Raw genomic sequence first — 12,715 nt, forward strand, 5'->3', positions numbered from 1 at the left:
TAAGATACGAGACGGTTCCGTATTGAAATGGCTCTAGGCTCGAACACATGACAACTTCCGTCCCTGCCTCCCGGATACCGGAAGCGGTGCACCGGCGCCGCTGGGCGATCCTCGGCGTGCTGATGCTGAGCCTGCTGATCGTGGTGCTCGACAACTCCATCCTGAACGTCGCCATCAAGACCATCTCGACCCCGGCGCCCACCGGCCTCGGCGCCACCCAGAGCGAGATCGAGTGGGCGATCAACAGCTACACCCTGGTCTTCGCGGGCCTGCTGTTCACCGCGGGCCTCATCGGCGACCGGCTGGGCCGCAAGAAGGTCCTGCTCGGCGGCATCGTCGTGTTCGGCATCGGCTCGGCCCTGGCCGCCGAGTCCGGCACCCCGAACGAGCTCATCGCCTACCGCGCCGTGATGGCCCTCGGCGCCGCCTTCGTGATGCCGGCGACCCTCGCCGTGCTGATGAACGTCTTCGAGCGCGAGGAGCAGCCCAAGGCCATCGGCATCTGGGCCGGCGGCGTCGGCCTCGGCATCGCCATCGGCCCGATCACCGGCGGCGCGCTGCTCGACCACTTCTGGTGGGGCTCGGTCTTCCTCATCAACGTGCCGATCGTGATCCTCGCGGTCGTGCTGATGGTGTGGCTGGTGCCCGACTCCCGCGACCCGAAGCCCGGCCGCCTCGACCCGGTCGGCGTGGTCCTGTCCGTCGTCGGCCTGGTGCTGCTCGTCTACGGCATCATCAAGGGCGGCGAGCTGGCCGACTTCACCGACGCCAAGGTGCTGGCGACGATCGTCGCCGGTCTCGCCGTGCTGGCCGGCTTCGTGATCTTCGAGAAGCGCAGCGACCACCCGTCGCTGGACGTCACCTACTTCAAGAACAAGGTGTTCTCGGCCGCCATGGCCGCCATCGCGCTGGTCTTCTTCGCGCTGATGGGCGTCACGTTCTTCTCGGTCTTCTACATGCAGAGCGTGCGCGGTTACTCGCCGCTGAAGTCCGGTGTGATGATGCTGCCGCTGGCCGCAGCGCAGATGATCTTCGCGCCGCGGGCCCGGCTGGTCGTCGACCGGTTCGGCAACAAGGCCACCACCACCGCCGGTCTGGTGCTGATCGCGGCGACGCTGGCCGCGTTCGCCACCTTCGAGGCCGACACGCCGATCTGGCTGCTGGAGGTCGTCTTCTTCCTGATGGGCACCGCCATGGCCCACATCATGACGCCGACCTCGGTGGTCATCATGCAGGCCCTGCCCCGCGAGAAGGCCGGCTCCGCCTCCGCGCTCAGCAACACCTTCCGCCAGGTCGGCGGCGCGCTCGGCATCGCCGTCCTCGGCTCCGTGCTCTCCACCGCCTACCGCAACGGCGTCGAGGGCAAGCTGAACATGCTGCCGCCCGCCCTGCGGGACACGGCCGGCGAGTCCATCGAGGCCACCCTGGGCATCGCCGAGAAGCTCGGCGCGCGCGGCCAGGCCCTGGTCACGCCCGCCAACGACGCCTTCCTGCACGCCATGCACGTCACCGCGCTGTGCGGTACGGGCGTCGCGATCATCGGCGCCGTGGTCGTGGCCCTGTTCCTGCCGGGCAGGCCGCCCGCCGGTCAGCGGGGCGAGCGGGAACCGGAGTTGGTGTCGGCCGCGGACTGACCGGGAAGCAACGGGGACGGCGGTTCCACGGGGGAAGGAGGCGGCTGCGGGACAATTCCCGCAGCACAGTGGAAGGACGGACGACGTGAGCCTTGCCGACAGCCGGCCGCGACCGGACGGACCCGTACGGGGCCGCCCGCGCAGCGAGGCCGTGGAACACGCCATTATCGAGGGAGTGATGAAGCTCCTGGAGGAGGGCGTCCCGCTGGCCGAACTCTCCATCGAGCGCGTCGCGCGCACGGCCGGGGTCGGCAAGGCCACGATCTACCGCCGCTGGAGCGGCAAGGAGGAACTGTTCGTCGACGTCATCCGCGCCGCCGAACCCCCCGACCCCGAACTCCCCGGCACCTCCATGCGAGACGACCTCGTCGTGCTGGTCGAGGCACTGCGCCGGCGGGGCCTCGTCAGCCGCTCCTCGGCGATCCTGCACAACGTGTACGCGCAGATGAAGTCCAGCCCCAAGATCTGGGTGGCGTACCACGCGAGCGTCATAGCGCCCCGCCGCGACCTGGTCATGGACGTGCTGCGCCGCGGTCAGGAGAGCGGCGAACTCCGGCCGGACATCGACCTGGAACTCGCCAACGACATGTTCGTCGGCCCGATGCTGGTCCGCTCCGTCATGCGCCCCGACGCCGACCTGCCCGAGGGGCTGTCCGAGCGGATCGTGGACACGGTCCTCGCGGGCCTACGCCCCGTCAGCCCCTAGGCACCGCCGGTCCAATGTGCGCGTTTCGTCACAGACCCCGTCCGCCCGGGGGACAACCGGAACCTCCGGCGCCGCCTCGTTCGTCCTCGTCTTGCGTACGGCCGTCATGGGACGGCGGGAACGAGCCGATCATCCCCTAGGGTCGAAGAAGCACGGGGGAGCGACGGCGTGCACGGCAGGCAGTGAGGCAGACGGTATGGCGCAGCAGGCGTACATGACGGAGACGGACAACGGCGGCTCGGGGCCCGAGCGACCCGGATCCCGGCTTCGGCGCCTCACGCACCGCCTCGTCACGGGCTGGCGCGGCGACCCACGCATCTGGCGGCGGGGCATCGTGCTCGCCGTCCTCGCGCTGCTGCTCGCCCTGGTGATGCTGGTGCACTCGCGCATCCCCAACCGGCTGGGCAACCTCGGCAGCCTCACCGAGACCTTCCTGCCCTGGCTGGGGCTGGCCATCCCGGTGCTGCTGGTCCTCGGCCTGCTGCGCAGGTCGGCGACCGCGCTGATCGCGGTGCTGCTCCCGGCGATCGTGTGGCTGAACCTCTTCGGCGGCCTCGTCTTCGACAAGGCGGACGGCGGCGGCGACCTCATGGTGGCCACCCACAACGTCAACGCCGACAACCCCGACCCGGCCGCCACCGCCCAGGACGTCGCCTCCTCGGGCGCGGACCTGCTGGCCCTGGAGGAGCTGCCGGCCCCGGCCGTCCCGGTGTACGAGAAGGCGCTGGCGGCGACGTACAAGTACCACGCGGTCGTCGGCACGGTCGGCCTGTGGAGCAAGTACCCGATGACCGGCGTCGAAGCGGTCGACATCAAGCTCGGCTGGAAGCGCGCGATGCACGCCACGGTGACGACCCCCGAGGGCCCGGTCGCCGTCTACGTCGCCCATCTGCCCTCGGTGCGGGTCAAGGTGGAGGCCGGGTTCACCGCGCGCCAGCGGGACAAGAGCGCCGACGCGCTCGGCGAGGCCATCGCCGACGAGACGCTGAAGCGGGTGGTCGTGCTCGGCGACCTCAACGGCACCATGAACGACCGCGCGCTGAACGCCGTCACCTCCCAGCTCCGCTCCACCCAGGGCGCGGCGGGCAGCGGCTTCGGGTTCAGCTGGCCGGCGTCGTTCCCGATGGCGCGGATCGACCAGATCCTGGTCAAGGGCGTCCAGCCGGAGAGCTCCTGGACCCTGCCGCGCACCGACAGCGACCACCTGCCGATCGCCGCCCGTGTGAAGCTCGACACGTCCGCGTAACCGGTTGGAATAGCGGGCGCGGGAGACTTTGTTCCGGACGAGAACATACTCTGCAACGGAACTCCGCTCTCCCTTCGAAAGGCACAGGCCCTTCATGCCCCTGGCCCTGCTCGCACTGGCCGTCGGCGCTTTCGGTATCGGCACCACCGAGTTCGTGATGATGGGGCTGCTCCCCGACGTCGCGGACGACCTGCACATCTCCATCCCCGCCGCCGGGCACCTGGTCTCGGCGTACGCGCTCGGCGTGGTCATCGGCGCGCCGCTGCTGGCCGCCGTGACCGCGCGCATGTCCCGGCGCACGGTCCTCATCGCCCTGATGGGGCTCTTCGTGGCGGGCAACGCGCTCTCCGCCCTCGCCCCCGGCAACGACGCCCTGCTGGCCGCCCGCTTCCTCAGCGGCCTGCCGCACGGCGCGTTCTTCGGCGTCGGCGCGGTGGTCGCCACGAGCATGGTGGCGCCGGAGCGCAAGGCCCGCTCGGTGTCCCTGATGTTCCTCGGCCTGACCGTCGCCAACATCGCGGGCGTCCCCGCCGCCACGCTGATGGGCCAGCACCTCGGCTGGCGGGCGACCTTCCTCGGGGTGAGCGCGATCGGCCTGGCGGCGATAGCGTCGCTGGCCCTGCTGATCCCGCACGACCGGGCCGCCGCCCCCACCACCGGCCTGCGCGGCGAGCTGGCGGCGCTGCGCTCGGTGCCGGTGTGGCTTGCCCTGGGCACCACGGTGGCGGGCTTCGGCGCCCTCTTCGCCGCCTACAGCTACATCACCCCGATGCTCACGGACGCGGCGGGCTTCGCCGAGACCAACGTGACGCTGCTGCTGGCGCTCTTCGGCGTCGGCGCGACGGCCGGCAACCTCCTCGGCGGCCGCCTGGCGGACCACTCCCTGCGCGGCACCCTCTTCGGCGGCCTCACCTCCCTGGCGGTGGTGCTGCTGCTCTTCCCGGTCCTCATGCGGGCGGAGTGGAGCGCTGCCCTGTCGGTCGCCCTCCTCGGCATGGCGGCGTTCGTCACCGGCTCCCCCCTCCAGCTCATGGTCATGGAGAAGGCCACGACGGCCCCCTCCCTCGCCTCCTCCGCCAACCAGGCGGCCTTCAACCTGGCGAACGCCGGCGGCGCCTGGATCGGCGGGATCGCCCTCGCGGCGGGCTTCGGCGTGACCTCACCGGCCCTGGCGGGAGCGGCCCTGGCGGTACTGGGTCTCGGCGTGGCCGGCGTCGCCTACGCGGTGGACCGCCGCCACGAGGTCGCCCGTGACGGCCGCGTGGTCGCCACACACGTGCCGGAGCAGGCGGGGGCCTTGCACCGCTGAGACGCCGTCCGGGCGGGTGGAGGACCTCGGCCCTCCACCCGCCCCGGCGCCTCCGGTCCGCCTATGACCGCGGGCGGCTGCTCCAGACGACGCTGCGGTCCTCGCGTCCGGGACCGGGTCCGACCGGGTCCTCCCCGCCACGCTCAGCGGTGACGCTTCGGCACAGCACGAACCCCGACCCGCTTCCGGAGCGGAGGACGACAGGCAGGTGGAGCTCCCTGCCGGACGGGCCGACACCGGAGAAACCGAAGATCTTCTCGGCCTCGGTCACGTTCGCGGAGCACAGCTCGATCGACTTGTACTGCTGGACCAACTGCATGGCGCTCACGCCCTCGAAGCGCAGATCCAGGCAAGCGGGGTTCCCGCTGTCGGGAACCGCCCGAAGCAGCAGTTGGGAATGACCGATCCCATAACGCCAGACCCTGAAGGTCCGGTCGGACTTGAACATGACGGCGGGATCGACGTCATCATTTGCAGGGGTTGGCATCCACCCTTCCTCCCTTGTACCAGGCTGATCTTGTAGAGCTCCCAGTTCGTCAGACTCTCCTCGAAAACCTGTTGAGCGGTACCGCTGGCTCTAACTACCGTGCTGCCGAACCGAGTCGCCCAGGCAAGGACGTGCCGTTGTACACCGTGTGAGACCCCCCGAGTGCTGATTGGTCGCGCGTCGCGCGTTTCGCGCCGCGCTGCTTTCTGCTGCGGACTTCTCACTGAAGACGGTGTACTTCTGTGCTCAATAGCTGGGTGGTCATGCCCACCTGCCTGCCGACGGTTCTCCGGCGCTGTCACGCCTGCGCGTCCGAACGCTTCCGGACGACCGGCAAGTTCCGGGTCAACGCGAACCACAAACTCATCGACGTCTGGCTCCTCGCGCTCTGCGCCGGCTGCGGGGAGACGACGAAAATCACGGTCCTGGAGCGGGCGAACGTGCGCTCCGTACGGCCCGAACTGCTGGACCGGGCCCACGGCAACGACCCCGCCCTGGCGGCCGAGTCGCTCCGGGACCCGGTGGTGCGGCGACGCAATCGCATCGCCCTCGACTGGGACGGCGCCTGGCGGCTCGACACCGGCGGCTCGGATCACCTGGACCGCGAGGTGATCGACGTGTCGGTCCGCTTCGCGGCGCCGATCCCCGTCCGGCCCGTGCGGCTGATCGCCGACGGCTGCGGTCTCTCACGGGCCGAGGTGGAGCGGCTCATCGCTGCCGGGAAGCTCGTCTCGGCGGTCCGGCTGAACGGCAGGATCTCCGGTGACTTCACCTTCACGCTGAAGCGCTGAGCCCTCCCCGGGACCAGGGGCCTGCCCGGCGGGATCCGCCGGGCAGGCCCCTGCGCGCGGCGGGGCCGCGTGACCGTACCGATGCACCGACGTGACGTCCTCCTGGCAGGGTGATCCCGGTGGACATGCGTGAGGGAGTCAACTGCCGCCAGGGGACGGGGCGGAGGAGGGGCGCCACCCCGACCGAGCTGCTTCGTGCGACCGTCGGGCCCGTCCTCCTCCTGGTCGCGGTGCTGGCGGGTCTCGCCGGCTGCGCGCCCTCCGACGAGCCCGAGCTCGTCGTGCCGTCGGTCTTCTACGTCTCGCGCGACCCCGACAGCACCGACAAACTCGACGTCCAGGAGCGGGGGGCCGCCCGCGTCACGGTCACCTTCGACGCCCGCGACCTCGAGGGCGTCGCCGTCGTCAGAACGGCGATGGACATCTGTCCCGTCCGGCTGCCGGTCTTCCGCTGCACCGGGCAGGACGACATCTCCCGGAGCGGGATCCACCAGCACTTCCGCCTCAGTCCCGCGCGGGGCGCCACGGCGGGCGAGTCGGCCGTGCTGCGCTACCGGGTGACCTCGTCCGGCTCGCCCGCCGTCACCGGAAGCACCCGCATCGTCGTCGGCAAGCCGGTTCTGGCGGTCGACGCGCGCCCCGACCGGCACGACGTCGACCCGGGCGGCACCCTCGGCGTCTCGCTCACCCTGCGCAACACCGGCGACGTGCCCGCCCGCGGAGTCGCGCTCTTCATGAGCACGCGGGACGGCCTCGCACCGGCCGTGAAGCACGGCAACTGCCGCTACCGGGGCGCCACATCGACGTGGTGCCGGCTGCCGGCCGCCGACGTCGTCATCCCCCCTGGCGCGTCCTACCGCCTCGGTGCCCGGGAAGTCCTCAGGGCCGGCCGTGACGCCACCTACCCCAGCGTCTCGTTCCAGGCCGCCGCCCTCGGCACCGACTACGTGCCCCCGGACGAGTTGGCGTCGCAGTACGAGCCGGGCGACGGCGCCGCGCTCCGCCTGGTGCCCGCCGGCGGCCGGGGCGGCGCGGGGAAGGCGGACGGAAGCCCGTCGGAGCTGACGGTGCCGGTGCGCAACGAGGCCGACCTGGCCGCCGTCGCCGGCACCGCCAGAGGACCCGTCGGCAGCCTCGCCGACGTGCGGGTCGGCGTGCGCAACGACGGCCCCGGCGCGCTGCCGGCCCCGGTGCGGGTCGAGTTCACCGTGCCGTCGGGCACCACCGTCGTGTCCTCCCCCTACGAGTTCGACAGGGACGAGGAAGTGATCGACCAGGAGTGCCGCGCCCTCGCCCCGGACGGCACGCCCCTGGCCGAGCCGTCCCTGAGACAGCCGACGGCGCGCCGGTACGTGTGCACGGCGAGCAGCGCGGCGGTGGGCGCCACGAAGACCTTCCCCTTCACCCTCCGCATCGACCGGGGCGGCCCCCACCACGGCGGACGGGTCACCGTCTCCGGCGGCGAGGCCGGGCGCCCCGCTCTCGACGCCACGACCGCCAACGACACCGCCGAGGTGGCCGTGGCGGTCTGGCCCGGCCCCTCCTGGGCCACTCCCGGCCGCTACGAGGCCGCGGCGGTCGTCCTCGGGGTACTCCTCCTCGCCGGAGCCGTGGGCGTGCGGCGCCGGAAGCGCCCGCGCCCGCACGGCGGCGGCACGTAGAGCGCGGGACGGCTCAGTGAGCGCTCCGTTCGAGGACCTTCGGGAGGACCTTCTCGGCGATGTCGACCAGGACCCCGTCGTCCGGGAGGGCGCCGGACTCGCTCCACACGGTGAGGTCGTAGAAGCCGCCCCGGTCCTTCCGCTCCAGGGCGACGGACAGCGTCCTGGCGAGGGGGCCCTCCTGGACCGGTGCGCTCTGGTGCTCCTTGCTGAAGTCGATCTGGAACTTCATGGTGTGGTCCGAGGAGAAGAACGCGGGCCGGCCGAGGACCTTGAGCGTCTTGACGTCCTTCTCCATCCTGTCGCCCGCGATGTCGAACAGCCTCACGTACTGCGCGGTCGACAGGTGGTTGTAGGTGGCCGAGAGGTTCACGGTGTACGTGTCGAACTTGATCTCCGCCTCCGGCTCGGCGACCTTCCCGTCGGTCAGCGCGGCGGTGCCGTTGCTGCCCGAAGCCGTGTCCGCGATCTCCCGGGGCGTGCCCAGGAGCCGGGCCAGATCGGGCCGGTTGAGCGCCTCGCACAGTTCGTCGCCGGTCACGGGCCGGGGCGTCTTCTCGTACGCCTTCGGCAGCTTCTCGTGCTCCGAGTCCGAACACGAGGCGGGCTGCGGCGTGTTGTCGGCGGACGGCATCACACGCGGGCCCAGCCACACGGCGGCCGCGAGGGCGCCGAACACACCCACGGCGGCGAGGGCCTGGCCCCACGCGTTGTGGTCCTTCTCCGGCGGCCCGGCGGCGGGGCGCGGGGTCGCCGCGGCCTGAGCCGCAACCTGCCCCTGGGCCGGCGCCTGGGCCGGGACGTGCACCGGTGTCGGCACCTGCGCCGGAACCCGCACCTGAGCCGGGTCCGGGACCTGCGCCTGAGCCGGGTCAGGAACCCGCACCTGAGCCGGGGCGGCCGGACCCGGACCCGGGTTCCGGCGCGCCTGAAGTGCCCGCACCACCGTGTGGACGCGTATCGCGGTGAACACGAGGAACACCGCGCCGATGCCGGCGGCGACCCAGCTGCGCTCCACGACGGCGAGGTACATGATGCGCACGCCGAAGACGGAGCCGACGACGATGAGCAGGGGTTCGCGGACCCAGAAGGGCAGGACGCGGAGGAGTAGACCGAGCACCCGGTGATCTCATCAGGGACATGACCATCTCCGCCATGGTGGAGGCCACAGTTCCGCGCACCATCCCATCCGGCCTCACGGGCCGCCCTCCGACGCGCGCCCTCAACGCGCACGAACTCCGCGGTCTCCCGGTAGCTCGCACCAGACCGTCTTGTGGCCCGGACCCTGGTCGACGCCCCAGCGCCGGGCGAGGGCCTCGACCAGGACCAGGCCCCGGCCGGACTCGGCGGTGTCGGTGGCCGGCCGCAGGACGGGGAGGGCGTGCGCGGCGGGGTCCGTGACCTCGACGCGCGTGTGGCCGTGGAGCGTGCCGGTCACCCGGACCGTGACCGGAGTGCCCGCACCGAGGTGGTCGATGACGTTCGTCAGCAACTCCGTGGCACAGAGCTGCACTTCGTGGTCGAGGTCGCGCAGGCGGTGGCGCAGGTCCGGTACGGCCTTCGGCGTGGCGAGCAGGTCGAGTTCGAAGGTCACCGCTCCGCCGCCGTCCCGTGCAGGGCGAGGGCGCGCAGGTTCTCCGCGCAGAGGGTGACGTCGTGGGCGGTGGGGGAGTGGTCGGGCATGGGGGGCTCCGGCCTTCTGTGCGGTGAGTTACGAACACCTCACAGAGTGTCGCCCGCCTCGCTACCGTGGAAGAGGTCTCGCGTCCGCGACGCGAGCAGCGGAAACGGCAAGGTGAGCTACGGCGGTGAGCACGTGGTCCGACGCAAGGACATCGACGGTTCGGTCAGCGTCCCGGACTTCTACGGCAAGGAGTTGAGGTGGCAGCGGGAGGCCGCGGGGCTGTCGCTGGAAGCGTTCCTTGAGGGCAGCTTCTACGGCAAGACGTATCTGAGCGACATCGAGCGCGGTGAACGACGCATGCCGATGGACCTGGCCCGGCATGCGGACCGGGTGCTGGGCACCGACGGGTTCTTCGAGCGGCGTTGCGAGGATGTGCGGAGGGCGCGGCGGGGGCCGCACGCCGCCTACTTCGAGCGGGTTCTGGAGGCGGAGAGGCACGCGGAGTCCATCGAGGAATGGTCTCCGAGCACCTTGCCGGGGCTGCTTCAGACGGCCCCGTACGCTCGGGCGCTGGTCAGGTCGGCCCATCCCGCGGCCTCCGACGATTGGGTCGAGGAGAAGGTGCAGGCACGGCTCGACCGCGCGCGCCTCTTCGAGGACGACCACGCCGTGCCGGAATACTGGGCGATCCTGCACGAGTCGCTGTTGACCGACGCCTTCCTGGCGCCGGGCGAGATGGTCGAGCAACTCGACCGCATCGTGAAGCTGACCGAGCGGCGCCGCATCGTTCCGCAGATCGTGCCGCGGAACTGCGGTCCGTATCCGTTGATGGCGGCCTCCATCATGGTCATGACTTTCCCGGACGCGCCGCCATTGATCTACACCGAGGCGTCCTACAGTGGGGACACCATCGATGATCCAGGCCTCGTGAAGCAGTACCGCAAGGCATACGATCGCCTCAGGGCCGTCGCGCTGTCACCAGTCACGTCCCTGGCCAGGATCAAGGCAGCGGCAGAGGATTACCGAAATGGCGAGCATCGGGACCGACTTGAGTGACGCGCTCTGGGTCAAGAGCAGCTACAGCAACGGCGACGGCGGCAACTGCCTGGAAGTCGCCCGGAACCTCCCCGGCCTCGTCCCCGTCCGTGACTCCAAGGTCCCGGACGGCCCCGCCGTCCTGCTCGGCGCGGCCGCCTGGGCTCCCTTCGTGGACGCGCTCAAGTCGTAGGGTCGTCGAAGCGGGCCAGATCCCGCAGCCACGCGCGCGCGTTGCCGTCGGACGGAGCGCGCCAGTCGCCGCGCGGGGAGAGCGAGCCGCCGGCGGAGACCTTGGGCCCGTTCGGCATGGCCGAGCGCTTGAACTGCGCGAAGGCGAAGAAGCGGCGGCAGAAGACCTCGAGCCAGCGCCGGATCTCCGGCAGGTCGTACGCCACCCGCTTGGCCTCGGGGAAGTTCGGCGGCCAGTCGCCGGCGTCCGGGTCGTGCCAGGCGTGCCAGGCCAGGAAGGCGATCTTCGACGGCCGGAAGCCATAGCGCAGCACGTGGAAGAGCGTGAAGTCGTGCAGCGCGTACGGGCCGATCTTCGACTCCGTCGACTGCATCTCCTCGCCCGGGACCAGCTCCGGGCTGATCTCGGTGTCGAGGATCGCGGCGAGCGTCCGGCCGGTCTCCTCGCCGAACTGCCCGCTGCTGATGACCCAGCGGATCAGGTGCTGGATCAGCGTCTTCGGCACGCCGGAGTTGACGTTGTAGTGGCTCATCTGGTCGCCGACGCCGTATGTGGACCAGCCGAGCGCCAGCTCGGAGAGGTCACCGGTGCCGAGCACGATGCCGCCGCGCTGGTTGGCCAGCCGGAAGAGGTAGTCGGTGCGCAGGCCCGCCTGCACGTTCTCGAAGGTGACGTCGTACACCGGCTCGCCGGAGGCGAACGGGTGGCCCATCTCCTGCAGCATCAGCCGCGCGGTCGGCGTGATGTCGAGCTCGGCGGCGGTGACCCCGAGCGATTCCATCAGCTTGTGGGCGTTGTCCTTGGTGTGGTCGCTGGTGGCGAAGCCGGGCAGGGTCCAGGCCAGGATGTCGCTGCGCGGGCGGCCCGCGCGGTCCATCGCGCGGGCGGCGACGATCAGCGCGTGGGTGGAGTCCAGGCCGCCGGACACCCCGATGACCACCTTCGGGCCGCCGATCGCCCCCAGCCGCTGCTGAAGGCCCTCCACCTGGATGTTGTACGCCTCGTAGCAGTCCTGGGCGAGGCGGTCGGCGTCGGACGGCACGAACGGGAAGCGCTCCAGGCGGCGGCGCAGGCCCAGGTCGGTGAGGGGCGCCTCGAGTTCGAAGGCGATGGTGCGGAAGTCGTCGGTGCGGGCCTTGTGGGTACGGCGGTTGTCGTCGAACGTGCCCATCCGCTGCCGCTCCTGCCGCAGCAGGTCGAGGTCCACGTCGGCCACCGCGTAGCTGTCGCCGAGCGGGAAGCGCTCGGTCTCGGCCAGCAGCACGCCGTTCTCGTAGACCATCGCCTGGCCGTCCCAGGACAGGTCGGTGGTCGACTCGCCGAGACCGGCCGCCGCGTAGACGTACGCGGCGAGGCAGCGGGAGGACGCCGAGCGGCACAGCAGCTTGCGGTCCTCGGCCCGGCCGACCGTGATGGGGCTGCCCGAGAGGTTGACCAGGACGGTCGCGCCGGCGAGGGCCGCCTCCGCGCTGGGCGGCACCGGCACCCACATGTCCTCGCAGATCTCCGCGTGCAGCACGAGACCGGGCACGTCCCCGGCCGCGAACAGCAGGTCCACGCCGAACGGCACGCTCTCGCCGCCGAGGCGGATCGTCCCGCCGCGCTCGTCGGCGCCGTCGCCGATCTGCCGGCGCTCGTAGAACTCGCGGTAGTTCGGCGGGTACGACTTCGGCACGACACCGAGGACGCGGCCGCGGTGCACGATCACCGCGCAGTTGTAGACCCGGTTGCGGTGGCGCAGCGGTGCTCCGACGACCAGGACCGGCAGCAGCTCCGCCGACCCCGCCACCACGTCCTGGAGCGCCGTCTCGACCTCGTCGAGCAGCGCGTCCTGGAGCAGCAGGTCCTCGATGGAGTAGCCGCACAGCACCATCTCCGGGAAGACGGCGACCGCGACGCCCTCCTCGGCGCACCGGCGCGCGTGACGCAGGACCGCTTCGGCGTTGGCGTACGGGTCGGCGATGACGGTGTGACCCGTACACGCGGCGACCCGTGCGAAGCCGTGCTGATAGATCGACCAGAAGTTCAT

12 protein-coding genes are annotated in these 12,715 nt (G+C 71.3%); 8 read left to right on the plus strand and 4 right to left on the minus strand.

Annotated features, from left to right (window positions below):
- Nucleotides 1-47 precede the first annotated feature (47 nt).
- The 4 genes from ACZ7JA_RS07765 to ACZ7JA_RS07780 all read left to right on the plus strand — a co-directional run bounded on the left by ACZ7JA_RS07765 (nucleotide 48) and on the right by ACZ7JA_RS07780 (nucleotide 4,895).
- Nucleotides 48-1,634 carry an MFS transporter gene (locus ACZ7JA_RS07765; protein WP_351660080.1) on the plus strand — a complete coding sequence of 529 codons (1,587 nt, stop codon included), beginning with the start codon at nucleotides 48-50 and terminating at the stop codon, nucleotides 1,632-1,634.
- Nucleotides 1,635-1,719: 85 nt separating this feature from the next.
- Nucleotides 1,720-2,340, plus strand: a complete 621-nt coding sequence (locus tag ACZ7JA_RS07770; RefSeq protein WP_351660083.1) for a TetR/AcrR family transcriptional regulator — start codon at nucleotides 1,720-1,722, stop codon at nucleotides 2,338-2,340.
- 196 nt (nucleotides 2,341-2,536) lie between these two features.
- Nucleotides 2,537-3,586 carry an endonuclease/exonuclease/phosphatase family protein gene (locus tag ACZ7JA_RS07775; protein ID WP_351660086.1) on the plus strand — a complete coding sequence of 350 codons (1,050 nt, stop codon included), beginning with the start codon at nucleotides 2,537-2,539 and terminating at the stop codon, nucleotides 3,584-3,586.
- 94 nt (nucleotides 3,587-3,680) lie between these two features.
- Nucleotides 3,681-4,895: an MFS transporter gene (locus ACZ7JA_RS07780; RefSeq protein ID WP_389446934.1), complete on the plus strand. Its 1,215-nt coding sequence runs from the start codon at nucleotides 3,681-3,683 to the stop codon at nucleotides 4,893-4,895.
- 61 nt (nucleotides 4,896-4,956) lie between these two features.
- On the opposite strand, the gene ACZ7JA_RS07785 is transcribed toward ACZ7JA_RS07780, so the two are convergent.
- The gene (locus ACZ7JA_RS07785) at nucleotides 4,957-5,382 is read right to left on the minus strand and encodes a hypothetical protein (RefSeq protein ID WP_470807639.1); all 426 of its coding nucleotides are present in this window, start codon (nucleotides 5,380-5,382) and stop codon (nucleotides 4,957-4,959) included.
- Nucleotides 5,383-5,624: 242 nt separating this feature from the next.
- On the opposite strand from ACZ7JA_RS07785, the gene ACZ7JA_RS07790 reads away from it, so the two are divergent.
- Nucleotides 5,625-6,173: a DUF1062 domain-containing protein gene (locus ACZ7JA_RS07790; RefSeq protein ID WP_351660094.1), complete on the plus strand. Its 549-nt coding sequence runs from the start codon at nucleotides 5,625-5,627 to the stop codon at nucleotides 6,171-6,173.
- A gap of 125 nt (nucleotides 6,174-6,298) precedes the next feature.
- A complete protein-coding gene (locus tag ACZ7JA_RS07795; protein ID WP_389306087.1) occupies nucleotides 6,299-7,834 on the plus strand; it encodes a COG1361 family protein in 1,536 nt (511 codons plus the stop codon).
- Between the two features lie 13 nt (nucleotides 7,835-7,847).
- Here ACZ7JA_RS07795 and ACZ7JA_RS07800 read toward each other — a convergent pair whose 3' ends face one another.
- A complete protein-coding gene (locus ACZ7JA_RS07800) occupies nucleotides 7,848-8,954 on the minus strand; it encodes a DUF6215 domain-containing protein (RefSeq protein ID WP_351660100.1) in 1,107 nt (368 codons plus the stop codon).
- Nucleotides 8,955-9,056: 102 nt separating this feature from the next.
- Nucleotides 9,057-9,428, minus strand: coding sequence for an ATP-binding protein (locus tag ACZ7JA_RS07805; protein ID WP_351660103.1), 372 nt, complete (start codon nucleotides 9,426-9,428; stop codon nucleotides 9,057-9,059).
- Nucleotides 9,429-9,650: 222 nt separating this feature from the next.
- Here ACZ7JA_RS07805 and ACZ7JA_RS07810 point away from each other — a divergent pair, with 222 nt between their 5' ends.
- On the plus strand, nucleotides 9,651-10,514 hold the full coding sequence (locus tag ACZ7JA_RS07810) for a helix-turn-helix domain-containing protein (protein WP_470807712.1): 864 nt from the start codon (nucleotides 9,651-9,653) through the stop codon (nucleotides 10,512-10,514).
- Complete coding sequence (locus ACZ7JA_RS07815) at nucleotides 10,486-10,686, plus strand: DUF397 domain-containing protein (protein WP_468891877.1); 201 nt, start codon at nucleotides 10,486-10,488, stop codon at nucleotides 10,684-10,686. The genes ACZ7JA_RS07810 and ACZ7JA_RS07815 overlap by 29 nt, the downstream gene beginning before the upstream one ends.
- Here ACZ7JA_RS07815 and ACZ7JA_RS07820 read toward each other — a convergent pair.
- A complete protein-coding gene (locus tag ACZ7JA_RS07820) occupies nucleotides 10,676-12,715 on the minus strand; it encodes an NAD(+) synthase (protein WP_470807713.1) in 2,040 nt (679 codons plus the stop codon). The two genes, ACZ7JA_RS07815 and ACZ7JA_RS07820, sit on opposite strands and share 11 nt — an antisense overlap.

The sequence above is a fragment of the Streptomyces sp. NPDC038135 genome (genome assembly GCF_055601245.1).

Coding starts and splice junctions, on each gene's coding strand:
- ACZ7JA_RS07815 (WP_468891877.1), top strand. CDS start 10,486: ATGGCGAGCATCGGGACCGACTTGAGTGACGCGCTCTGGGTCAAGAGC.
- ACZ7JA_RS07765 (WP_351660080.1), top strand. CDS start 48: ATGACAACTTCCGTCCCTGCCTCCCGGATACCGGAAGCGGTGCACCGG.
- ACZ7JA_RS07785 (WP_470807639.1), bottom strand. CDS start 5,382: ATGCCAACCCCTGCAAATGATGACGTCGATCCCGCCGTCATGTTCAAG.
- ACZ7JA_RS07820 (WP_470807713.1), bottom strand. CDS start 12,715: ATGAACTTCTGGTCGATCTATCAGCACGGCTTCGCACGGGTCGCCGCG.
- ACZ7JA_RS07795 (WP_389306087.1), top strand. CDS start 6,299: ATGCGTGAGGGAGTCAACTGCCGCCAGGGGACGGGGCGGAGGAGGGGC.
- ACZ7JA_RS07775 (WP_351660086.1), top strand. CDS start 2,537: ATGGCGCAGCAGGCGTACATGACGGAGACGGACAACGGCGGCTCGGGG.
- ACZ7JA_RS07780 (WP_389446934.1), top strand. CDS start 3,681: ATGCCCCTGGCCCTGCTCGCACTGGCCGTCGGCGCTTTCGGTATCGGC.